This window comes from Serratia sp. CY44782, assembly GCF_052168715.1.
Taxonomy (GTDB): Bacteria; Pseudomonadota; Gammaproteobacteria; order Enterobacterales; family Enterobacteriaceae; genus Serratia; species Serratia nevei.
Map to the genome: position 1 here is coordinate 111,557 of NZ_JBJNME010000003.1, position 20,542 is coordinate 132,098.

The 20,542-nt window shown below is 60.1% G+C and carries 18 protein-coding genes and 1 riboswitch; of the genes, 9 read left to right on the forward strand and 9 right to left on the reverse strand.

Going from position 1 to position 20,542, the window contains the following annotated elements; translation table 11 throughout:
• Nucleotides 1-9: 9 nt before the first annotated feature.
• Nucleotides 10-1,353 (reverse strand): alpha/beta fold hydrolase, encoded by a 1,344-nt coding sequence (locus ACJ8HT_RS06490; protein WP_350429797.1) that lies wholly within the window; start codon nucleotides 1,351-1,353, stop codon nucleotides 10-12.
• A 129-nt stretch (nucleotides 1,354-1,482) separates the two neighbouring features.
• On the opposite strand from ACJ8HT_RS06490, the gene ACJ8HT_RS06495 reads away from it, so the two are divergent.
• Nucleotides 1,483-1,650, forward strand: coding sequence for a hypothetical protein (locus tag ACJ8HT_RS06495; RefSeq protein WP_164550866.1), 168 nt, complete (start codon nucleotides 1,483-1,485; stop codon nucleotides 1,648-1,650).
• 48 nt (nucleotides 1,651-1,698) lie between these two features.
• Here the strand turns inward: ACJ8HT_RS06495 and ACJ8HT_RS06500 are convergent, their stop codons facing one another.
• Complete coding sequence (locus ACJ8HT_RS06500) at nucleotides 1,699-4,128, reverse strand: DUF3772 domain-containing protein (RefSeq protein WP_197652874.1); 2,430 nt, start codon at nucleotides 4,126-4,128, stop codon at nucleotides 1,699-1,701.
• Nucleotides 4,129-4,578: 450 nt separating this feature from the next.
• Between ACJ8HT_RS06500 and ACJ8HT_RS06505 the strand changes: the two genes are divergently transcribed.
• The 3 genes from ACJ8HT_RS06505 to ACJ8HT_RS06515 all read left to right on the forward strand — a co-directional run bounded on the left by ACJ8HT_RS06505 (nucleotide 4,579) and on the right by ACJ8HT_RS06515 (nucleotide 7,709).
• Nucleotides 4,579-6,309 (forward strand): ABC-F family ATP-binding cassette domain-containing protein, encoded by a 1,731-nt coding sequence (locus tag ACJ8HT_RS06505; RefSeq protein WP_197652875.1) that lies wholly within the window; start codon nucleotides 4,579-4,581, stop codon nucleotides 6,307-6,309.
• Between the two features lie 47 nt (nucleotides 6,310-6,356).
• A complete protein-coding gene (locus ACJ8HT_RS06510) occupies nucleotides 6,357-6,797 on the forward strand; it encodes a GNAT family N-acetyltransferase (protein ID WP_194572249.1) in 441 nt (146 codons plus the stop codon).
• A 66-nt stretch (nucleotides 6,798-6,863) separates the two neighbouring features.
• Nucleotides 6,864-7,709, forward strand: a complete 846-nt coding sequence (locus tag ACJ8HT_RS06515; RefSeq protein ID WP_187322435.1) for an inositol monophosphatase family protein — start codon at nucleotides 6,864-6,866, stop codon at nucleotides 7,707-7,709.
• Here ACJ8HT_RS06515 and ACJ8HT_RS06520 read toward each other — a convergent pair.
• From ACJ8HT_RS06520 to ACJ8HT_RS06545, 6 genes are all read right to left on the reverse strand, one after another.
• Nucleotides 7,652-9,028 carry a cation diffusion facilitator family transporter gene (locus tag ACJ8HT_RS06520; RefSeq protein WP_197652876.1) on the reverse strand — a complete coding sequence of 459 codons (1,377 nt, stop codon included), beginning with the start codon at nucleotides 9,026-9,028 and terminating at the stop codon, nucleotides 7,652-7,654. The genes ACJ8HT_RS06515 and ACJ8HT_RS06520 overlap by 58 nt on opposite strands.
• 26 nt (nucleotides 9,029-9,054) lie before the next feature.
• The gene (locus tag ACJ8HT_RS06525) at nucleotides 9,055-9,234 is read right to left on the reverse strand and encodes a hypothetical protein (RefSeq protein ID WP_004938106.1); all 180 of its coding nucleotides are present in this window, start codon (nucleotides 9,232-9,234) and stop codon (nucleotides 9,055-9,057) included.
• Between the two features lie 108 nt (nucleotides 9,235-9,342).
• Nucleotides 9,343-9,435 (reverse strand): protein MgtS, encoded by a 93-nt coding sequence (gene mgtS / locus ACJ8HT_RS06530; RefSeq protein WP_004938109.1) that lies wholly within the window; start codon nucleotides 9,433-9,435, stop codon nucleotides 9,343-9,345.
• 135 nt (nucleotides 9,436-9,570) lie between these two features.
• Complete coding sequence (locus tag ACJ8HT_RS06535) at nucleotides 9,571-10,593, reverse strand: magnesium transporter (RefSeq protein ID WP_197652877.1); 1,023 nt, start codon at nucleotides 10,591-10,593, stop codon at nucleotides 9,571-9,573.
• 73 nt (nucleotides 10,594-10,666) lie between these two features.
• A riboswitch (M-box (ykoK) riboswitch) is annotated at nucleotides 10,667-10,840 on the reverse strand.
• Nucleotides 10,841-10,980: 140 nt separating this feature from the next.
• The gene (locus tag ACJ8HT_RS06540; RefSeq protein WP_194572247.1) at nucleotides 10,981-12,600 is read right to left on the reverse strand and encodes an ABC transporter substrate-binding protein; all 1,620 of its coding nucleotides are present in this window, start codon (nucleotides 12,598-12,600) and stop codon (nucleotides 10,981-10,983) included.
• 174 nt (nucleotides 12,601-12,774) lie between these two features.
• Nucleotides 12,775-13,044: a hypothetical protein gene (locus ACJ8HT_RS06545; protein ID WP_194572246.1), complete on the reverse strand. Its 270-nt coding sequence runs from the start codon at nucleotides 13,042-13,044 to the stop codon at nucleotides 12,775-12,777.
• A gap of 747 nt (nucleotides 13,045-13,791) precedes the next feature.
• On the opposite strand from ACJ8HT_RS06545, the gene ACJ8HT_RS06550 reads away from it, so the two are divergent.
• From ACJ8HT_RS06550 to ACJ8HT_RS06565, 4 genes are all read left to right on the forward strand, one after another.
• On the forward strand, nucleotides 13,792-14,367 hold the full coding sequence (locus ACJ8HT_RS06550; RefSeq protein ID WP_194572245.1) for a hypothetical protein: 576 nt from the start codon (nucleotides 13,792-13,794) through the stop codon (nucleotides 14,365-14,367).
• Nucleotides 14,368-14,642: 275 nt separating this feature from the next.
• Complete coding sequence (locus ACJ8HT_RS06555; RefSeq protein ID WP_197652878.1) at nucleotides 14,643-15,659, forward strand: iron ABC transporter substrate-binding protein; 1,017 nt, start codon at nucleotides 14,643-14,645, stop codon at nucleotides 15,657-15,659.
• A 33-nt stretch (nucleotides 15,660-15,692) separates the two neighbouring features.
• Entirely contained in the window at nucleotides 15,693-17,276 is a 1,584-nt protein-coding gene (locus ACJ8HT_RS06560; RefSeq protein WP_197652879.1) for an ABC transporter permease, read from the forward strand.
• Nucleotides 17,273-18,310 carry an ABC transporter ATP-binding protein gene (locus ACJ8HT_RS06565; RefSeq protein WP_197652880.1) on the forward strand — a complete coding sequence of 346 codons (1,038 nt, stop codon included), beginning with the start codon at nucleotides 17,273-17,275 and terminating at the stop codon, nucleotides 18,308-18,310. Before ACJ8HT_RS06560 ends, ACJ8HT_RS06565 begins: the two co-directional genes overlap by 4 nt.
• Before the next feature lie 32 nt (nucleotides 18,311-18,342).
• Here the strand turns inward: ACJ8HT_RS06565 and ACJ8HT_RS06570 are convergent, their stop codons facing one another.
• Nucleotides 18,343-19,839 carry an alpha/beta hydrolase gene (locus ACJ8HT_RS06570; RefSeq protein ID WP_197652881.1) on the reverse strand — a complete coding sequence of 499 codons (1,497 nt, stop codon included), beginning with the start codon at nucleotides 19,837-19,839 and terminating at the stop codon, nucleotides 18,343-18,345.
• A 221-nt stretch (nucleotides 19,840-20,060) separates the two neighbouring features.
• Between ACJ8HT_RS06570 and ACJ8HT_RS06575 the strand changes: the two genes are divergently transcribed.
• Nucleotides 20,061-20,309 (forward strand): CsbD family protein, encoded by a 249-nt coding sequence (locus tag ACJ8HT_RS06575; protein ID WP_016927634.1) that lies wholly within the window; start codon nucleotides 20,061-20,063, stop codon nucleotides 20,307-20,309.
• The last annotated feature ends 233 nt before the right edge of the window (nucleotides 20,310-20,542 follow it).

Genomic DNA, 20,542 nt, shown 5'->3' on the forward strand with positions numbered 1-20,542 from the left:
CGCCGCGCGTCAAAGCGCCTTGCGGTACATCACGAAACCGGGGCGCTCCGCCACCTTGTCATACAGCCGCATGGCGGTCTGGTTGGTTTCGTGGGTATTCCAGTAAACACGCGGCAACCCCAGCTGCTGCGCGCGTTCATAGACCGCCGCGATCAACGCCCTCGCCACCCCTTTGCCGCGCACCGTCTCCGCAGTGAACAGATCCTGCAGATAACAGTTAGGCTGCAGCTGAGAGGTACTGCGGTGCAGGAGATAGTGCGTCAACCCGACCACCTGACCCTGATGCTCCGCGACCAGCGCAAACATCGGTTCATAGGCGTCAAAAAAACGCCGCCAGGTGGTCTGCGTCACCTCGTCGGGCAGCGCCGTTGCCCCCTCACGGCCGTAAAATGCGTTATACCCTTGCCACAGCGCCAGCCAGGCGGCGTAGTCCCGCGCTTCCAGCGGCCTGACCATGATGCTTTCACTCATGATGTCCTCTTCGATGATGTCAAAATGCCCCGCCTCCAGCATAGAGCAGTAAGCGTCAGCGCGCAGGCGGCGCGCAGGCGGCGGCATCACATTGGCGAGAAAATCCAGCAGCGCGCGGTTGAACACCGCCGGCCGCTGCAGCGGCGCGAAGTGGCTGACGCCCGGCAGCGTCACCAGACGGGCGCCGGGAATGCTGCCGCTTAGGTAAGCGGCATGTTCGGCGCGGATAAACTCATCGTGTTCGCTGTGAACGACCGTCACCGGCACGCGAATGGCCGCCAATTCCTGCGCGGTGTAGTTCGGCTGGCTACTCATCATCAGGCTCACGGCGGCGACGAATTCATCGAACTCCTGCGGCGTCGGCGACAGCGCGGCATAGTCCTGTATGTGGCGGGCGAAGCAGCGCTCGACGATCGGGTTGGCGGCCGGCGGTTTAACGCCGCTGGGATCCATATTGCAGCCGAAGAAAAAGACGCCGTCCACCCGCTGCGGCGCCCGATGGGCGGCGATAAGCGCGACGCAGGCGCCGTCGCTCCAGCCCGCCAGCGCGGCGTGCGGGATCCGCAACGCATCCATCACCGCCACCAGATCATCAGCCATCCGGTCGTAACGGTAAAGCCGGGCATCGCGCGTGCTGCGCCCGTGCCCGCGGCTGTCGATGACCAGCACGCCATACCCGGCGGCCAGCAGCGCCGGCAGCTGATACCCCCAGTTGCCGCTGTGGCCCAGGCCGCCGTGCAGCAGGATCACCGTCGGCGCCGCGCCATAGGCGGCATACCAGATGCGCGCCCCGTCATGTTCGACAAACCCCTGCCTGGACGTGGGCGGCAACGGCGGCGCGCCCTGCGCGGCAAAGCGGGTCAACTCGTCGTCGGTTTGCATCTTTTCCTCCTCATTCGCCGACGTTGTGCGCCAACAAGGCATCAAAGGAGTATAGATCGCCCCGGCGAGCGGTGCCGTTCGCTTTCCCGACATATACTTAAGGGAGGAATCGCAAAGGAGGACGGTGAGATGAAGAAAATAATTCTCGTGTTTTTGATGCTGATGCTGAGCGGGTGTATCGGCGGCGGCGGCGGCCCGTCGAATGCGCCGTCGGCATCGCCAAATGAGCCTTATACCTGCACCAAATCCAGCGCCAACAGCGACTGCTCGCAATCGGTGGAACCGTCGATGTACTAGCCGCGTTCGGCGGGCCGTAGCGTAACGGCCCGCCGCCTCAGGGCTGGACTAGGAGGAGTGCTCCTCTTCGTTGGCCTGATATCGCGTCGCCTGCTGCTTCATAAACACCACTTCCTGCGGGCTGGACAGGCTCACTTCCTGCGCGCGCAGCAGCTTGAGGATATTGAACAGCAGTTCGCTCTTGGTGGCGCCGACCATGCGCGGGCTCGGCACGTAGCCGGTCACGCTCAGGATAATGCCGTCCGGCCCCAGCTGGCTGAAGCGCACGTAAGGCGCCGGCGTTTCCAGAATGGTTTCGTACTCGTTATAGGCGCTGAGCAAGATATTGCGCACCTGCTCCGGATCGATGGAGGTCGGGAACGTCAACGCGATGGTCACCACGCCCTGCGCGTTGCCCATGGTGGCGTTGCGCACGTTCTGCGAGATCAGCTGCGAGTTCGGTACGATCATGGTGGAACGGTCGCTGAGCTGGATTTCGGTGGCGCGCACGTTGATACGCCGCACGTCGCCTTCCACGCCGCCGATGCCGATCATATCCCCCACCTTCACCGGGCGCTCGGTCAGCAGGATCAGGCCGGAAATAAAGTTCTTCACGATCTCCTGCAAACCGAAACCGATACCGACCGACAGGGCGCTGACGATCCACGCCAGGTTGCTCCACTGGATGCCCAGCGCCGCCAGGGTGATCAGAATCACCAGCACATAGCCGATATTGCTGAACAACGTCACCAGCGAGGCGCGGATGCCGACGTCCGAGATGGTTTTCGGCAGCAGTTCAGAACCCAGCCAGCGCCGCACCGCGCGCAAAATATAGATGCCGATCGCCAGGCAGATCACGGCGTTGAGCAGGTTGCCGGGTACGATATTGAAACGCTGCAGCCCTTCACCGGTCAGGATGGAGACGATTTTCTCCATCAGCGAGCCCGGCGTGGTGCTGCCGAACGAGCCGTTGAACAGCGCGACGATCATCAACAGCAACAGGGAACATTTGGCCAGCGCGGTGGTGATGATCGACATCTGCTCCAGATGGCGATCCTTGAAGCTGAGCGTTTTCTTCAGCATCTTGCCGCTGACGGTCTGCGGCGAAAACAGCGCGGCGCACAAATCGGTGGCGAACAGCACCATAAAATAGAACGCCATCAGCACCAGCACCACCCAGATCAGCTGGTAGGTCAGGAAGCGGGCGAAGGCGATGTAGCCGATGAGCAGGGAAAACAGGATCACCATCGAACAGACCAGAGTGACGAGGTGCACCAGCCCGCCGACCAGCGTGCGTTTTTCCAGGTGCGCGCCCTGCTGTTCCAGACGGCGACGAATGCGCTGGCCGCGCAGCGGCGCCGCCAGCAGCACCATGCCGATCAGCCCCGCCACCAGGCCGTTGCCGAAGATGGTGGTGGCCAATGAAGCGCTGACGACGTTGTTGATCAGCTCCACGGTGCCGAACGCCAGCGCCAGGCCGGCCAGCAGCGGCGAGAAGTAACGCAGCCCGGCGGCCACGTCGTTATCCATGGACGCCAGACGCCACGACGGGCGATTCAGAGACAGCGCCGCACGCCCCAGCCCGGCGATCAGCGCGCAGAAAATCCCAAGACGGTTGAAGCCTTCCGCGAAATCCTCCAGCGTCACCGGCAGCGGCTGCACGCGCACAAAGACGTAATACAGCAGGTTCAGCGCGATGGAGGTGGTGACCACCGTCACCGCCACGGTGACGATCGCCATGAAGCTGCGGCGCAGGCGCCCGTCCGGCAGGAAACGGATGCTGACCCAGGCGAGAAAACGCTCGGAGAAATAGCGCCCCCAGGACCAAACAATCACCGCCAGCGCCAGCAACGCCAGCGTGCCGTACCGCCACTCCTCCTGCCAGCTGGCGTCCCAGGCCGCTTTCATCTCGGCGTTGAACTGATCCAGCCGCTGCACGTCATCCGCGGACGGCTGCACCACCGGCGCCCAGAATTTAATGCCCAAAATGCTGCCGGTATTCAGCGCCAGCTGGGTTTTAAACGCCACTCGGCGCAGATCGCCAATCTGCTGCCCCAGATCGAAGGCGCTGGTCTTGATGGCCTGCGCGCGTTTCACCGCGTCATCCAGCTGTTTTTTGCTATTGTTCAGCGCGTTGCGCTGCTGAGCCACCGCCGGGGTTTCCGGCAGCGCGCCGGCCGCCGGGGCCGGCCCCAGGACGTCCAGCTGCGCTTTCAGTTTGTCCTGCTCGGGCTGCAGATCGGTGGCAAGTTTTTCCATGCCGGCGACCAGGTCGTCGGTCGCCAACCGCAGTTTGCTGAGCTGGGTGTCGGTGGTCGCTTTGGAAACCAGCTGCTTCATGCTGTCCAACTGCTTTTGCGCGGCTTTCAGCTGCGTAGCGGGATCGGGCGCGCTTTCGGCGGCGGGATCATCCTCGGTGGCGGCGACGGCGGCGAGCGGCGTCAGCTGCAAACCAAACAGCAATAACAACAACAGCAGGAACGGGCGAGGCTTTAACATAAATTCAGTGCTCAGCATCATTATCTGATAGACAGACGAACAGGCGGCGGATGAACCGTCGCTTAACCATAAACGCTAATTATAATAGCTGCTTAATGTCGGCCGAAATACAGTAATTATTCCCATTGTGTGCCACGCGCTCCCACCGGACTTAGCCTGCTGATTATTCAGGCGCTTTTACACTGGCGGCGCGGCGTAAAGCGCTCTATACTCCTGCCACCGATTAACCTGCAACCAATAAAAGGAGACTTACTATGCTGACGTGTGAATTGTTTTTTCACTCACACTTCTTTGGTAATCGTCGCCGCTCAAGCATTACCGGTATCGTGCTGCGATAACCCAGCTTGAGCGAAGCTTACTAAAATCCAGGATCTTCCCTCCGGCTTACCGGGTTGTCGTCAGCGATGTTTGACGATAGGCATTGTCATGCCTGTAACTCTTGAGTAAGCAATGAGCACACTACTTTCTGCACAATCTGTCGGTTACGACAACGCGTTCGGCGTCTTGCTGAGCGAGATTTCCTTCAGCCTGAAAAAAGGCGATCGCATCGGTTTGATCGGCGACAACGGCTGCGGCAAAAGCACCCTGCTGCAACTGCTCAGCGGCGATCTGCCCACGCACGCCGGAACGGTGACATTGTCACACCAATGCCAGATGGCGCGCATCGAACAACACCTGCCGCCCGAGCTGCACGCCAGCACCCTGCTGGATGCGGTACTGGCGCAGTTGCCCGCGGGCCAACACCTCAGCGAACGCTGGCGCTGTGAAGCGCTGCTTGCCGAGCTGGGGTTTGAACCGGGGAGCTGGACGTTGACCGCCGGCACCCTCAGCGGCGGCCAGCACACCCGCCTGCTGCTGGCGCGCGCGCTGATCCGCCAGCCCGATCTGCTGCTGCTCGACGAACCCAGCAACCACCTGGATCTGCCCACGCTGCTGTGGCTGGAGCAGTTCTTGCGCAGCTGGAGCGGCAGCTTCGTGCTGGTATCGCACGATCGCTATCTGCTCGATCAGGTGACCAACTGCACCTGGATCCTGCGCGACAAAACGCTGCAGTTCTTCCGTTTGCCCTGCTCCGCTGCGCGCGCCGCACTGGCGGAACAGGACGCTGCGGACGAGCATCGGCGCCAGGCCGAGCAAAAAGAGATAGACCGGGTGGAAAAAAGCGCCAAACGCCTGGCGACCTGGGGCAAGGTCTATGACAACGAAGATCTGGCGCGCAAAGCCAAGCAAATGGAAAAGCGCGTCGATCGGTTGAAGGAAGAACAGACCACCCTGACCGCCGGCAGCCCGTGGCGGCTGCGATTACAGGGAGAGGCGCTGGACGCCGATCGCCTGCTGGCGCTGCCGCAATGGGACGTGCGCCCGGCGCCGGATGCGCCGGTGCTGTTCAGCCTGGAACATCTGCGCGTCAAAAGCGGCGATCGCATCGCCATCGTCGGGCGCAACGGCTGCGGGAAATCGTCGCTGCTGCGCTTGCTGTGGCAGGCGTATCAGCACCCCGCGGAACGCCCGGCGATCTTCCACCCGCGCGTGCGCATCGGCTATTACGATCAGAGCCTGCAACAGCTGCGCGATGAAGACACGTTGAGCGAAGCGCTGGCGCAGTTTGCGCCGCTGACCGAGGAACAGCGGAAAATGGCGCTGATCGGCGCCGGTTTCCCTTACCTGCGCCACCATCAGCAGATCCGTTCGCTGAGCGGCGGCGAGCGTTCGCGGCTGCTGTTCGTCGGCCTGACGCTGGCCAACCATTCGCTGCTGCTGCTGGACGAGCCCACCAACCACCTGGACATGGCAGGCAAAGAAGAGCTGGCGGAAACGCTGCGCCAGTTCGCCGGCGCCGTCATATTGGTCACCCATGACCGGATGCTGATCGAACAGAGCTGCAACCGCTTTTGGCTGATCGACCAGCAAAAACTAGAGGAGTGGCACGATCTGGCGCCGGTGTATCAGCGCCTGGCGGGCGAAGCGCCGGCGCTACCGACGGCGGGCAAGGCCAACGCAGGCGGCCCGACGCCAGATGAGCGACTGGAAGGCGAAGAAGCGCTGTTGACCGCCCTGTTTGCCCTCGAAAGCAAACTGGAGGATGACCTGGCGCGCAAGCCGAAGCACCAGAAACCGGCGCTTCAGGCGCGCTGGCGCCGCGAGATTGCCGACATCACCGCCCGGTTGAATCTGGGCTAACCTTGACAGGCCGCCCTCCGGCGGCCTGTTTTTTGACGGAGCGCGGCATGGCATTTTCCCTTGAGCAGGCTACGCACGCGCAGCGGCCGCTGCTGGCGGTCATGCTGTCCGATTGCCTTCGCGAGCTGGGCGCCGATGGCGATTACCCCTATCTTCCGCTCTACTGGCGCGAGGTCGGCCGCTACCCCTATTTGATTTTGAGCGATCGGCAAACGGCCGGTTTCGCGTTGGTCCGGCGCCTGGACAGCGCCACCGTCGAAATGGCGGAGTTCTACATCAAGCCCGAGTGGCGGCGCACCGGGCTGGGGCAACGGGCCGCCCACGCCTTGTTCACGCAGCACCCCGGCAGCTGGTCGCTGTCGATCAGCCCGGATAATCCGCGCGGGCTGGCATTTTGGCGCGCGGTAATACCGGCCGGGGCCACGACCGAACCGCTTTCGGCCCCCGATGCCATGATGCAGCTGCGTTTTTCATCCCCGCCGCGCTGAGCGACACATTACCTTCATCCTTTTATGGCAGGGTAACCCGATTCGTTCTTTGCTATCGAGCCTGCCATGACTTCACTTTCCCCACGGGACATCGAGGCGCGCTACCGCTTTGCGCGTGAGATCGCCCGCGCCGCCGCCGATCTCGCTTTCAGCTTTTATCAACGGCGGCAAACTCTGGCTGTCGACTTCAAACAGGGGCTGCAGGACGTGGTCAGCGAGGCCGATCGCCGCGTCGAAGCGCTGATCCGCCGCATGATCAGCCGGCGCTTTCCTCAGGACGGGTTTCTCGGCGAGGAAAGCGGCAGCACCGGCGAAAACGCCGCCTGCGTTTGGGTCGTCGATCCGATTGACGGCACCGCCTGCTTCCTGAACGGATTGCATACCTGGTGTATCGCGATAGGCGTGGTGATCGACGGCGAGCCGACGATAGGCGTGGTCTACGATCCCAACCACCGCGAGATGTTCCGCGCCTGTCGCGGCCACGGCGCCTTTCTCAACGGGGAACCGATCGGCGTGCATGCCGGGCGCAGCGTCGCGGATGGCGTGATGGGCGTCGGGATTTCACCGCGCGCTTCAGCGGCGGAATTCAGCGGCTTTCTCTGTCGCCTGCTGCAGGCGGGAGGGATGTTTGTGCGCAGCGGCTCCGGCGCGTTGATGACCGCCCAGGTGGCCGCCGGTCGGCTGCTGGGCTATTACGAACCGCACATGAATGCCTGGGACAGCCTGCCTGGCTGGGTGCTGACGCGCGAAGCCGGCGGCGTGGCGAATGACTTTATGCACAACGACGGGTTGCGGCGCGGCAACCCGCTGCTGCTGGCCAACGCGGCGCTCTACCCGCAGTTGGCCGAACTGATTCAAATGCCGGGCTTGATCGGCTCGACGTGCCCTATCGCGCGCGTGATGGCAGGATAAAGCGAGCGCAGCCGGCGCTCGACCCGATCGACCGCATCGTGCGCGGCGGCGATGGTGACCGCCGGCGACACCCGGCAGTGGAAGTTGACGATGATGCCGCCGTCGGTCTTGCGCGCGCGGACGTTGTGTACGTCTTGCACGCTCTCCCCCTGCTCCAGCGCCGACTGCAGGATGCGGCGAATATTGGCCAGCTCCGTCGCATCGACATCCTCGCTGGTCAGCCAATGCGGCGTTTGCGGCTCCAGGTGCGTCTCTATCTCGGTGTCTTCACCGATCGCCTGGCGCAGGATCCCCTCTATCTCCGTGGCAATGTCATGCGCCTGCGCCACGCTGGCGTTGGCCGGCACCGCCAAATCCATGCCAATCGCCATGCGCGTCGGCAGCTGCTGCAAGGTCACATTCTGCACCTGCGCGCCGTGGTTGGCGGCGATCGCCCGAATGCGCGTCGCCATGTCTTCATCGCTGCGGGTCTGCGGCACCGCGATGACGGTGAATTCCGCGCTGGCGTACTGCTCCCGCAGCCGCTCAATGATCTCTCGCTTCAGCGCGTCGATGCGTTCCAGCGGCAAGGTGCGGCACACCGCCACCGTGATTTCGACGAACAGCACCGCGCCGGCGTTGCGAATGCGCACGCTGTCGCAGGCCAGCACCGCCGGAAAACTTGCCAGCGTGGCGCGGATCGCCTCGGTAGCCCCGGCCGGCGCGGCATCCATCAACGAGTCGAAGGAGCGTTTGCCCAGTTTGATCGCGGCGACAAAGATAAAACCGGCGACGATCAGCGCGGCGATGGCGTCCGCGCGGCCAAAGCCCAACAGCACAAACACCATGCCCAGCAGCACCACGCCGGACGAAAGCATATCGGAGAAGAAATGCAGCGCATCCGCTTCCAGCGCCGCGCTGTCGGTCGCTTTGGCGACGCGGTTGAGCGCCCGCACGCGGAAGAAATCGACGCAGATGGAAATGAGCAGCACCGCAATCACCACCGGCGCGGCGACGATCTCATGCGGCTGCCCGAGCAGGCTGCTGCCGGCCTCATAAACGATCCAGCCGGCGGCGCCCAGCAACAGCAGCACCTCGAACAGCGCCGCCAGGTTTTCCACCTTGCCGTGGCCGAAGTGGTGATCGTCATCGGCGGGCTTATCGCTGATGCGCACCGCCAGCCAGGTGATGCTGGTGGCGATAAAATCGGTAAAAGAGTGGATCCCTTCAGATATCAGGCCAATACTGCCGGTAAAAATGCCGGCGACGAACTTGCCCGTAGCCAGTAACCCGCTGGCGATCATCGAGTTTCTGGCCACGGCCTGTTTTTCATTCTGCATTATGCTGCTCACATTCGGACGGTGATTTATTTTTTTACTTTAGAGGATAATTGCCAGACAAAGGCGATCAGCAGCATACTGCCAGAAAATGTCAGCATGAGGCTAGTAAGAAAATTGGATTTTCCGGTGGAATAAAAATAAATCTCATTAACGCCCACCGAGATCATTAAAATGGCGTAGAGCAATCCCAGAATAAGAATCGTCATTATTATCAACTCCCGTATCAGGCCGCGCGTTCGCGCGCCGCTAAAAATCCTCCCCATAATAAATAGCGGTTACGGGGAGGATGCATCTAGGCGGATCTTTTGCGTTCATCAATCATCCCATTTGGTGCTCATATAGGCCGCTAACAGGCCCAGTGAGCTGATCATTGCCAGGAATCCCATAAAAATAGTCATGTTTCCCATTATTTTGTCCTCAGGTTAAATGTTATCGATAAAAGCCCCTTGCGTTAAATATCGGGGTTGGTCGGTATCCATGTTTTTTAACGTCCTCCTCATTAAGGCTTTACATCTCCGCCCGCAACATCGGGCGGAGCGCGGTTAAATACCCAATACCTGCTGGGCAATTTTGAAATAAATAATCAGGCCGGTGCCGTCGATAAAGGTAGCGATAAACGGCGCCGATACCACCGCCGGATCGATGCCGAGACGTTTCAACAGCATCGGAATGATCGACGAGACAATCGCACTCCACACGGTGATTGCCACCAGCGACAGGCTGACCACCAACGTCACCTCCATGCCGACGCCCATGATCCAGGCGCGTACCCAGGCCGCCAGGCCAATGGTGACGGCGATCAGCAGCGAGGTCGTCACTTCCTTGCGGATCACCGCGCCCAGGTTGCGCAGGCTGACCTCACCCAACGCCATGGCGCGCACCAGCGTCGAGGTGATCTGGGTGCCGCTGTTGCCGCCGGTGCCGATCAACAGCGGGATGAAGAACGCCAACGCAATGGCCGCTTCGAGCTGATCTTCAAACGCCTTCAGCACGTTGCCGGTGTAAGCTTCGGCGACGAACAGCATCAGCAGCCACACCGAACGTTTACGCCACAGCGCCCACGGGCTGGTCTCCAGATAAGGCTTGTCCAGCGGCAGGCTCGCGCCCTGGCGCTGCGCGTCTTCGGTGTTTTCATCCTCGACCAGGCGGGCGATCTCGCGCTCCCCCAGCACGCCGACCAGCGTGTTGTTCGCCACGACAGGCACCACGTCCAGGCCGCCCTTGCCGAGCAGATGCGCCACGTCGTTGCGATCGTCGTCGGGCGAAACCTGAAAATAGCTGTGATCCATCATCACGCCGACCGCTTTATCCTGCTCGTCGCACTGCAGCAGTTTTTTCACCGACAGCGTGCCGCGCAGATGATAATCGTCCGCGGTAATAAATACCCGGGTGGGAATTTCGTCCGTTTTAAGCTGTGAAAGTAAATATTCCCGGGCATGATTGACCGTCATCGTCGCGGGAACAGTAATAAAATCGGCGTTCATATAGCCGACGACCGAGGTCTCGTCGAGAGTTTCAGTCGCGCTCAGCGCCGGAGAAGAATAATGTTGATGTGACTTGATCATTGTCAGTCCCTATTTCTGTTTTGAACTTCAACAGCGAATCGCATAGGGGCGTAACCACAGAGGGAGTGCAGACTGCCTATCTCCGCGTCCAGGTTTTAGCACTATACAACGTATCCGAACTGTTACTCGGAAGTTACTTTGGGCTGAACCTTAATCCGATAAAGCCTGTCTTAACCTTGGGCATCTCTCGATGTCGTCAGATCAGTAACCTGTGTTTGTATAGGAGCCTCGCCAAACGAGATACTGCATATAAACTACCGGCGCAGTATAGGCAGTGTTTTCTTCAGCGGGAAGAAAAGATTGCCCGTCGTTTATGGAGTATTTAGGATAATGTTATTAAACACGAATCTATAAAAACGGCTGATATAAATCAGCCGTTTTTATTTCTCAGTGCTCGAGAAGATAGACGTTTTTATCGTACAAGGCACCTTGAGGGGTAAAATCGATCCCCTTCACGTAGGGTTTAATGAGCGTGGCATTGGCTTCGTAGTACACCGGTGCCACCGGCGTATCGTCGGCCAGCACCGCCTCGGCCTGCTGGAAATATTGCTGCACCTGCTGCGGCGTCTGCGCCGCCGTCGCCTGATGCAGAATGCGGTCATAGTCCGGGTTATGGTATTTGGGGCTGTTCTCGCTGCTGTCGGAACGGAACACGTTCAGGAAGGTGGATGGATCGTTGTAATCCGCCAGCCAGCGGGTAAAGGCCACGCCGTACTGCCCGCGGTTGATATTATCCAGCGTCACTTTACGCTCCTGGCTTTGCAAGCTGGCCTCTACCCCAAGGTTCTTTTTCCACATGGCGGCGGCGGCGATGACGATCTTCTTGATGGTGGCGTCGTTGCTGTACAGCACGGTAAAGCGCAGCGGGTTCTCGGCGTTGAAACCGGCCTGCGCCAGCAGTTGCTTCGCCTGGGCGTGCCGTTGTTCCTGCGGCCAGCCGGCCGCAGCACCGGGCTGCAGGCTATAGCCGCCCGCCCCCGTTGGAGTAAAGGTCCAGGCCGGTTGTTGGCCGTATCCCAGTACCTTGCCGGCGATAATCTCTTTGTCCAGCGCCAGATTCAGCGCCTGGCGCACCCGCAGGTCGTTAAACGGCGCCTGGCGGTTGTTGAAGGCGAAATAACTGGTGGAGAGCAGCGGATAGGTCACCAGCTGTTGCTCGCCGAGCGTTTTTTTCAGCTGCTGATACAGCTCCGGCGGCGTGGTATACCCCAATTCAACCTCGCCGGCGCGAAAACGCGCCACTTCCGGGAAGCCCTGTATCGGCAAGAACGTCACCTTGTTGAGCACGGTGTTGGCATTGTCCCAATACTGCGGGTTACGTTCCACCACCACCTTTTCGTTCACCACCCACTGGCTGAGGCGGAACGCGCCGTTGCCGACAAAATGCGCTGGTTGAGTCCAGTTCTTGCCGTACTGCTCCACCACCTTGCGGTTAACCGGCAAGACCGGGAAATGCACCAGCTGCTTGAGCAGGTAGGAGTTGGGCTCCGACAGCGTCACCTGCAGGGTGTGCGCGTCCAGCGCCTTGACGCCCAGCTCGCTCGGCGGTTTGCTGCCGGCGTTGATCGCCGCGGCATTCAACACGTAGGCCGAAGCCAGATAGCTGCCGTACGGCGACGCGGTTTTCGGATCGGTGAGGCGCCGCCAGCTGTAGACGAAATCGTCGGCGGTCACCGGATCGCCGTTCGACCATTTGGCCTGCGGCCGCAGATGGAAGGTCCAGACGTTGCCCTGATGCTCCCATTTCTGCGCCAGCGCCGGGACCGCTTCGCCGTCTTTCCCGACGCGCAGCAAACCTTCGAACAGATCGTTGAAGATGTAGAACTCCACATTGCTCTCGGCCAGGTTCGGATCCAGCGTCGCCGGTTCATACCCATTGGCACGGACCAATTCCTGTACCGGCGCCAGTTTAGCGCCCGCCGGTACGTCGGCAGCCTGAGCTGTCGTCGCGTTAAAAGCCAGGAGGATTAAACCAGCCAAATTCTTGCCATTAAATGAATATTTCACGTCGATATCCCTGTTAAGTGTTTTATCTCGTTCAATATGCAATGTGGCAGTGGAATAAATTAAATCATTAATCGCTATGAGTCATAACCAAAAGCGGTGTTGAATTTCTTTCATTATCAAAGGAATATCCCTCACCGCGCTTCCCGCTTTCAACACAATGCGCGTTGCCGTCCCCTACTTGATGTTCACGGTCGTGATACCAAACAGCGGCAGGCCTTTAACCGGTTCTGGGCCGGGCTCCCCCCACACCATTAATGATTTACCGCTCGCTTGCGCCTGGATCGCCAGATTCACCAGCAATTTCGGATAGGGTTCATTAGCCGCTACCGACAGTGGGAACACGTTTTCGTATAGCCCTCCATCGATCGCCATTTCCACATGTACGCAGTCATTGACCACATCGATGACTACGATCGGATTGGTATAAAATGGTCCATTAGACATAGGCACCTCTCTCGATATTCTTACTGAGCATGAGTCTTAATTCGCGTCGGCGGTCATGGCCGTGAGCGCATGTTATTAACGCCTTAGCGAAATCCAGATGGAAAGAATGAAACGACGGAAGAAAAACATCGCCAGACGACAACAAAACGTCAACGTTGCAACGGACAAACCTCCATTACAGGTTTGCCAAAGAACCGGTACAAGTCAAATATAAAACCAATCTTAATTGTCACACTCATGAATACACTGACAATATCCAATAAAAAAAGAAAAGTAATGAACGGTGCCGAATGAAAAATACCAAACTCTCAACCACTTACAAAAACAAAAAACAATTTAATACATGTAAATCAATAAATTAACAAAACAAACAGAAGGTTAACAGCAAAATAATAGACTGGAGAAATCAATAGCATTTCAATTTAAAAATAACGTTAAAAAACCAGCTTGATATTTCTTTGTCGCCTAACTACCTTTAAATGGCTTCTGAGCCTGCATGAAGCCATTGCCGGTTAAAAAACCAATAACTGGCGAATGATTGAATAAACAATGATTATCAAAAGAGCAAAACGGAAATAAGATTCATTGGCGTGGAAATATGACGTTAATGTTCTGTTTGCCATAGCATTTCTCTGTCGATGGCAAATGACTATTTCCATTCAGATGCAATTACCTGTCTGGTGGCTAACCGGATTCAGCGTGATATGCACTTCAGACTGACTCAGCAAAAATCACAGGAGTTTACCTATGCCTTCATTGCAAGATATTACGCCTGAACAGGCTAACGCATTGAATAAACAATCACGTGACGCCTATAGCGCGGAAGTGCAGAGCCGACAGGCGCTGCTCAACCAACATCCGCAATTGAAACCGGCGTTCAACCAGCAAGTGCATCCGCAATCCTTGTGTGGATGCGGGTGCCAACAAAATATCTGCGGCTACTTCAGCTTCCAGGGCTGTGGATGCGGGTGTGGCTGCGCGCCACATGCGGAGACCGTGCAAATTTCCGCACAGCTCGCCAATATTGGTCCCAATGCCCCATCAAGCGGTACATCGGTGCATTTTATCGGCCAGGCCACCGGCACCGGCTCAGGCGGTAACATCAATATCTCGACGATCTATTTACAAGGCACCGTGCCCGATGCCGAAAATCTGATCGGCGTTCCGTTAACCCTGCAATTGGCCATCAACCCCGGTTCGATCGTCCTGACGCTGCTGGAGAATGGCCGGGTGCTGGCCTCTTTGGTTCATCCGTCGCAGTACGCAGGCAGCATCAACGGGCAATTCTTCGGTGTCGGCAACGGTGAGTTCGTGCTGGCGTGACAAGAAGCAAGCCTGACGGGCGGCCTCCTGCGATGGCAGGTTGGCCGCTCACTGTGAAATAACACGCCCCAATTCTATTCAGGCAATCAATACAGATTATTCCAGCCGAAACTTAACTTATCCTTAGGGCAATTCATTTTGTGAGCGATCGTCAAAAATAATTTAATACGAATCGTTTTCACTATCATTATTGATGTTCTTGGCTAAAATCGGGCTGCTTGCGCTTGCCAGGCGATATTCGTTTTCCTCATTCGAACGCTAAAAAGGATAACTGCATGAAGCTGCGTATTTCATCTCTCGGCCCCGTCGCCCTGCTCGCCTCCTCGATGATGCTGGCCTTCGGCGCTCAGGCGGCCTCCACCGATCAGGGCATCGTTATTTACAACGCCCAACATGAAAATCTGGTGAAGTCCTGGGTCGACGGGTTTACCAAAGACACCGGCATCAAGGTCACGCTGCGCAACGGCGGCGACAGCGAGCTGGGCAATCAGCTGGTGCAAGAAGGCAGCGCTTCGCCTGCCGACGTCTTCCTGACGGAAAACTCCCCGGCGATGGTGTTGGTGGATAACGCCAAGCTGTTCGCCCCGCTGGACGCCGCGACGCTGGCCCAGGTGGAACCGCAGTATCGCCCAAGCCACGGCCGCTGGACCGGCATCGCCGCCCGCTCTACCGTGTTCGTCTACAACCCGGCCAAACTGACCGAAGCGCAGCTGCCGAAGTCGCTGCTGGACCTGGCCAAGCCGGAATGGAAAGGCCGCTGGGCCGCCTCGCCGTCGGGCGCCGATTTCCAGGCGATCGTCAGCGCGCTGCTGGAGCTGAAAGGCGAGAAAGCGACGCTGGAGTGGCTGAAAGCGATGAAAACCAACTTCACCGCCTATAAGGGCAACAGCACGGTGATGAAAGCGGTCAATGCCGGCCAGGTCGACAGCGGCGTGATCTATCACTACTACCCGTTCGTGGATGGCGCTAAAACCGGCGAAAACAGCAACAACATCAAGCTGTACTACTTCAAACATCAGGATCCGGGCGCGTTCGTCAGCATCTCCGGCGGCGGCGTGCTGGCTTCCAGCAAGCATCAGCAGCAGGCGCAGGCGTTCATCAAGTGGATCACCGGCAAACAGGGCCAGGAGATCCTGCGCACCAACAACGCCTTCGAGTACGCCGTCGGCGTCGGCGCGGCCTCCAACCCGAAACTGGTGCCGTTGAAAGATCTGGACGCACCGAAAGTAGACGCCGCGCAGCTGAACAGTAAAAAAGTGGTCGAACTGATGACCGAAGCCGGCCTGCTGTAAGGCCCGCCGGCAAACCGAGAGTTTTTGATCGTTATGTCAAACCTGAGTACCCACGCCGCGCAGACCGCGCGGCGTTATTCTGTTGTCTCCCGTCACCAGCGGCCGGGGGCGATCGTGGTGGCCAGCGCCGTATTGCTGTCGCTGCTGGCGCTGTTGCCGCTGGGATTCGTTATCGGCGTGGCGTTTGAAACCGGCTGGCAAACGGTCAAAGCTCTGGTTTTCCGCCCGCGCGTGGCGGAACTGCTGTTGAACACCCTGCTGTTGGTGGTGCTGACACTGCCGATCTGCGCCGTGCTGGGCGTGGCCCTGGCCTGGTTGACCGAGCGCACCACGCTGCCGGGCCGCCGTCTCTGGGCAGTATTGGCCACCGCGCCGCTGGCGGTGCCGGCCTTTGTGCAAAGCTATGCCTGGATCAGCCTGGTGCCGTCGATGCACGGCCTGGGCGCCGGAGTCTTCATCTCGGTGCTCGCCTATTTCCCGTTTATTTACCTGCCGGCCTCCGCCGTGCTGCGCCGTTTGGATCCCGGTATCGAAGACGTCGCCACCTCGCTCGGTTCTCGGCCGCTGGCGGTCTTTTTCCGCGTAGTGCTGCCGCAGCTGAAGCTGGCGGTCTGGGGCGGCTCCCTGCTGATCGCATTGCACCTGCTGGCGGAATATGGCCTGTATGCCATGATCCGCTTCGATACCTTCACCACCGCTATCTTCGATCAGTTCCAGTCGACCTTCAACGGCCCGGCGGCCAACATGCTGGCCGGCGTATTGGTGCTGTGCTGCCTCGGGTTACTGTTGCTTGAGGCTCTCAGCCGCGGCCGCGCGCGCTATGCCCGCGTCGGTTCCGGCAGCGCCCGCAGCCAAACGCCGCGTCGCCTTTCGCTGACGCTCGCCGCGCTGGCGCTGCTGCTGCCGATTTCGCTGACCGCGCTGGCGCTGGGCGTGCCTTTCATTACCCTGGCCCGCTGGCTGTGGCTGGGGGGATTCGAGGTGTGGCGCAACGCCGAGCTGTGGCCCGCGCTGTGGCAAACGCTGTCGCTGTCCGCCGTCGGCGCGTTGCTGATCACGCTGTGCGCCATTCCGATGGCCTGGCTGTCGGTGCGCTATCCGGCCCGGCTGTACCGCGTGCTGGAAGGCTGCAACTACGTGACCAGCTCGCTGCCCGGCATCGTGGTGGCGCTGGCCCTGGTGACCATCACCATTCACAGCTTCCGGCCGATTTACCAAACCGAAATCACCCTGCTGCTGGCGTATTTGCTGATGTTTATGCCGCGGGCGCTGATCAATCTGCGCGCCGGCATCGCGCAGGCGCCGGTGGAATTGGAAAACGTGGCGCGCAGCCTCGGCAGATCGCCGGCGCAGGCACTGTGGAGCACTACGCTGCGGCTGGCGGCGCCGGGTGCCGCGGCGGGCGCAGCGCTGGTGTTCCTGGCGATCGCCAATGAACTGACCGCCACGCTGTTGCTGGCGCCGAACGGCACCCGCACGCTGGCCACCGGATTTTGGGCGCTGACCAGCGAGATAGACTACGTCGCCGCCGCGCCTTATGCGCTGATTATGGTGGCACTGTCATTGCCGCTCACCTGGCTTCTTTATTCTCAATCTAAACGCACGGCGGGACTATGAGCACGCTCGAACTGCACGGTATCGAAAAATCTTACAACGCCATCAGGGTGTTGGAACACATCGACCTGCAGGTTGCCGCCGGCAGCCGTACGGCGATCGTCGGCCCTTCCGGCTCCGGCAAAACCACCCTGCTGCGCATCATCGCCGGCTTTGAAATTCCTGACGGCGGCCAGATCCTGCTGCAGGGGCAAGCCATGGGCAACGGCGGCGGCTGGGTGCCGGCGCATCTGCGCGGCATCGGCTTCGTCCCGCAGGATGGCGCGCTGTTCCCGCACTTTACCGTCGCCGGCAACATCGGTTTTGGCCTTAAAGGCAGCAAGCGTGAGAAACAGCGGCGCATCGAGGCGCTGATGGAGATGGTGGCGCTGGATCGCCGTCTGGCCGCGCTGTGGCCGCACGAGTTGTCCGGCGGGCAGCAACAACGGGTCGCGCTGGCGCGTGCCCTGTCGCAGCAACCCCGGCTGATGCTGCTGGACGAACCGTTCTCGGCGCTGGATACCGGCCTGCGCGCCGCCACCCGCAAAGCGGTCGCCGAACTGCTGACGGAGGCCAAGGTGGCGTCGATTTTGGTCACCCACGATCAGAGCGAAGCGCTGTCGTTCGCCGATCAGGTGGCGGTGATGCGCAACGGCCGGCTGGCGCAGGTGGGCGCGCCGCAAGATCTCTATCTGCGGCCGGTCGATGAGCCGACCGCCAGCTTCCTTGGCGAAACGCTGGTGTTGACCGCCGAACTGGCGCACGGCTGGGCCGACTGCGCATTGGGGCGCATCGCCGTCAACGATCGGCAACGCAGCGGCCCGGCGCGCATCATGCTGCGTCCGGAGCAGATTCAAATCGGTTTGTCAGATCCGGCGCAGCGCGGCCAGGCGGTGATCACAGGCATCGATTTCGCCGGCTTCGTCTCTACGCTCAACCTGCAAATGGCCGCCGGCGGCGCGCAAATCGAGATCAAAACCGTCAGCCGCGAAGGCCTGCAGCCCGGTTCTCAGGTCACTCTCAACGTGATGGGCCAGGCGCATATTTTCGCCGGTTGACTCACTTAAGGCCGGGCTTCCGCCCGGCCTCCTCAACGGCAAGTCTTGTCGTGGCGCGGCTTTTTCGGCGCCAGCAGATAATCCACCACGCTTTCGTCAACGCAGCTGTCGATGCCGTTCAGCACCAGCGTATGCCCGTCGCGTTCGCGGGTGATCAGCGGGCTTTTAAAGGCGGCGGCCATCACCTGCGCGTTACGGTACGGCGTGGTCGGATCGTAGCGCTGCGCGACGAACAGCAGCGGCGGCAACGCGGCAGACGCCACGGGCATATGCGGCCGATCTTTGCCGCGGTACGGCCATAGATCGCACATTTCCAGTGGGTATTCGTGCAGCGGCAGATAGTGGGCATACATAGCGGCGGTATTGATCTCCTGCCGCTGCCGGCGCAACAGCTGCGGATCGGCCGTCGGGTTGGCGACGTCGGCGCAGGTGATGACGTTCAGCGCGTCATCGGCATCCGGCGAATAGCTTTCGTCGATCAGATCGGAAACCTGCTGCCCGGCGATCCCGGCATCGAGCTGGCGCAGCACGGTCGCCAGCTCGTGCCAGCGCTCCGGCCACAGCAGCAGCGAACGTGTGACCGTCAGCACGTCGTCGGCGGAGATTTCATACCCCGCCGCGGTGACGAACGGCTGCTCATGCAGCTTGCGCAGCAAGGCATGATAACGCTGCAGCGCCTGATTGGCGCCGCCGCCCAGCTGGCAACTGTCGGTTTTGCCGCAGTAGGCGGCGAAGCGCAGGAAGCTTTGCTGGAAGCCCCGCTCCTGGTTCAGCCGCTGGGTGAAATCGTCTTCCGCCAGATCCACCACCCCGTCGAGCACCAGCGCGCGCGTTTTCTTCGGAAAACGTTCGGCATACAGCGCCGCCACCTTGGTGCCGTAAGAGTACGCCACCGCCGTCAGCCCCGGTTCGCCCAGCGCGTGGCGGATCGCGTTCAGATCGTTGACCGCTTCGTCGGTGCCGATATGTTGCAGCACGTCCGCGCCGGTCTGTTTGATGCAGGCGGCAATCAGGGTGCGCGTCTGGTTCTCCGCACCGGCCACGTCGTTGTCGTCCGGTGACGGGGTTTCGTCGCCTTCGGCCACCTGACAGGAGATTTTCGGCGTCGATTGGCCGACGCCGCGCGGATCGTAACCGATGATGTCGTAGGATTTTCGCAATCTGGCGACGTGCGCGTCGTTGCCCAAATCAGGATTGATGCCCGGCAGCCCCGGCCCACCGCTGATCATCACCACGCTGCCCTTTTTCGGCCCGGTGGCGGGCAGCAGGGTCAGCGCCAAACGCACGGTCTGTTCGCCCGCCTGCGCCGCATGAGCGGGCGGCGTGGCATAGGCTAACGGCACCTCGAGGTAACCGCAGCGCAGGCCCGGCGGCGGCGCCTCATCGAACCAGCGCTGAAAACCGCTGTTGAGACAAGATTGCCAACGAACGCCGTTTTCGGCCGCGGCACCGTGGAGCACAGGCTTGGCCTGGGCGGGCAACACGGCGGCGGTCGTAGCGAGCAGCGCCAGAATACGCAGTACTGACATGGGGAGTCCTTTCAACTCAACGAATCGGTCAAAGGTTAACGATACCCGGTTAAACAGCTAGCCAATAGAACACAAAAAACCGCGCGGGTGAAGCCGTCACCGTACGCCCGGCAAGACATTTCTTTGCTCGGATTGCTCTTATAACGCACAGAATGCTGCAAAAAGTGCCGTTCACCTGCTAGGCTTAGGGTTCGTTAACCCACAAGGACCAGGAGAGTTGCATGTTTGGAAAAGCGGAAGACAAAGCCAATGAAGCCGCAGGCGCGGTACAAGAAGCGTTCGGCAAAGCCGTGGATTCACCGGAGCATCAGGTGCGCGGCGCGGCGCGCAAATACGCCTCCCAGGCCAGCTATGCCGCCCGAGACGCAGCGGACAGCGTAAGAACCCAGGTGGAAGCCAACCCGCTGGCCGGCGTGGCCGTTGCGGCGGCGGTCGGCATCGTTTTCGGCTTCTTGCTGGGACGCAAATAAGCGGCGAATGCGCCGTTCGACAACAGGCCCGTTACGGGCCTTTTTTTTCACCCTTTTCTCCCCCTGCGCGCAAACTTTCATCTATCACAGCCATCGCTTATAAAAACCAACGCCTTCAACTACGATTAGTTTGTGACCAGAGCGAGGCTCTGCGATCCGGCAGATAACCCTATGAGGATTATCACCATTATCCATGCTGTTTAAGCCGCTCTCCTTCACGCGGCTAAGAAAGG

Excerpts from the sequence above, each read along its gene's own strand:
- ACJ8HT_RS06570 (WP_197652881.1), bottom strand. The coding sequence starts at position 19,839 with ATGTCAGTACTGCGTATTCTGGCGCTGCTCGCTACGACCGCCGCCGTG.
- ACJ8HT_RS06515 (WP_187322435.1), top strand. The coding sequence starts at position 6,864 with ATGACTTCACTTTCCCCACGGGACATCGAGGCGCGCTACCGCTTTGCG.
- ACJ8HT_RS06495 (WP_164550866.1), top strand. The coding sequence starts at position 1,483 with ATGAAGAAAATAATTCTCGTGTTTTTGATGCTGATGCTGAGCGGGTGT.
- ACJ8HT_RS06550 (WP_194572245.1), top strand. The coding sequence starts at position 13,792 with ATGCCTTCATTGCAAGATATTACGCCTGAACAGGCTAACGCATTGAAT.
- ACJ8HT_RS06525 (WP_004938106.1), bottom strand. The coding sequence starts at position 9,234 with ATGACGATTCTTATTCTGGGATTGCTCTACGCCATTTTAATGATCTCG.
- ACJ8HT_RS06535 (WP_197652877.1), bottom strand. The coding sequence starts at position 10,593 with ATGATCAAGTCACATCAACATTATTCTTCTCCGGCGCTGAGCGCGACT.
- ACJ8HT_RS06545 (WP_194572246.1), bottom strand. The coding sequence starts at position 13,044 with ATGTCTAATGGACCATTTTATACCAATCCGATCGTAGTCATCGATGTG.
- ACJ8HT_RS06510 (WP_194572249.1), top strand. The coding sequence starts at position 6,357 with ATGGCATTTTCCCTTGAGCAGGCTACGCACGCGCAGCGGCCGCTGCTG.
- ACJ8HT_RS06555 (WP_197652878.1), top strand. The coding sequence starts at position 14,643 with ATGAAGCTGCGTATTTCATCTCTCGGCCCCGTCGCCCTGCTCGCCTCC.
- ACJ8HT_RS06520 (WP_197652876.1), bottom strand. The coding sequence starts at position 9,028 with ATGCAGAATGAAAAACAGGCCGTGGCCAGAAACTCGATGATCGCCAGC.
- ACJ8HT_RS06490 (WP_350429797.1), bottom strand. The coding sequence starts at position 1,353 with ATGCAAACCGACGACGAGTTGACCCGCTTTGCCGCGCAGGGCGCGCCG.
- ACJ8HT_RS06560 (WP_197652879.1), top strand. The coding sequence starts at position 15,693 with ATGTCAAACCTGAGTACCCACGCCGCGCAGACCGCGCGGCGTTATTCT.
- ACJ8HT_RS06505 (WP_197652875.1), top strand. The coding sequence starts at position 4,579 with ATGAGCACACTACTTTCTGCACAATCTGTCGGTTACGACAACGCGTTC.
- ACJ8HT_RS06575 (WP_016927634.1), top strand. The coding sequence starts at position 20,061 with ATGTTTGGAAAAGCGGAAGACAAAGCCAATGAAGCCGCAGGCGCGGTA.
- ACJ8HT_RS06565 (WP_197652880.1), top strand. The coding sequence starts at position 17,273 with ATGAGCACGCTCGAACTGCACGGTATCGAAAAATCTTACAACGCCATC.
- mgtS (WP_004938109.1), bottom strand. The coding sequence starts at position 9,435 with ATGGGAAACATGACTATTTTTATGGGATTCCTGGCAATGATCAGCTCA.
- ACJ8HT_RS06500 (WP_197652874.1), bottom strand. The coding sequence starts at position 4,128 with ATGTTAAAGCCTCGCCCGTTCCTGCTGTTGTTGTTATTGCTGTTTGGT.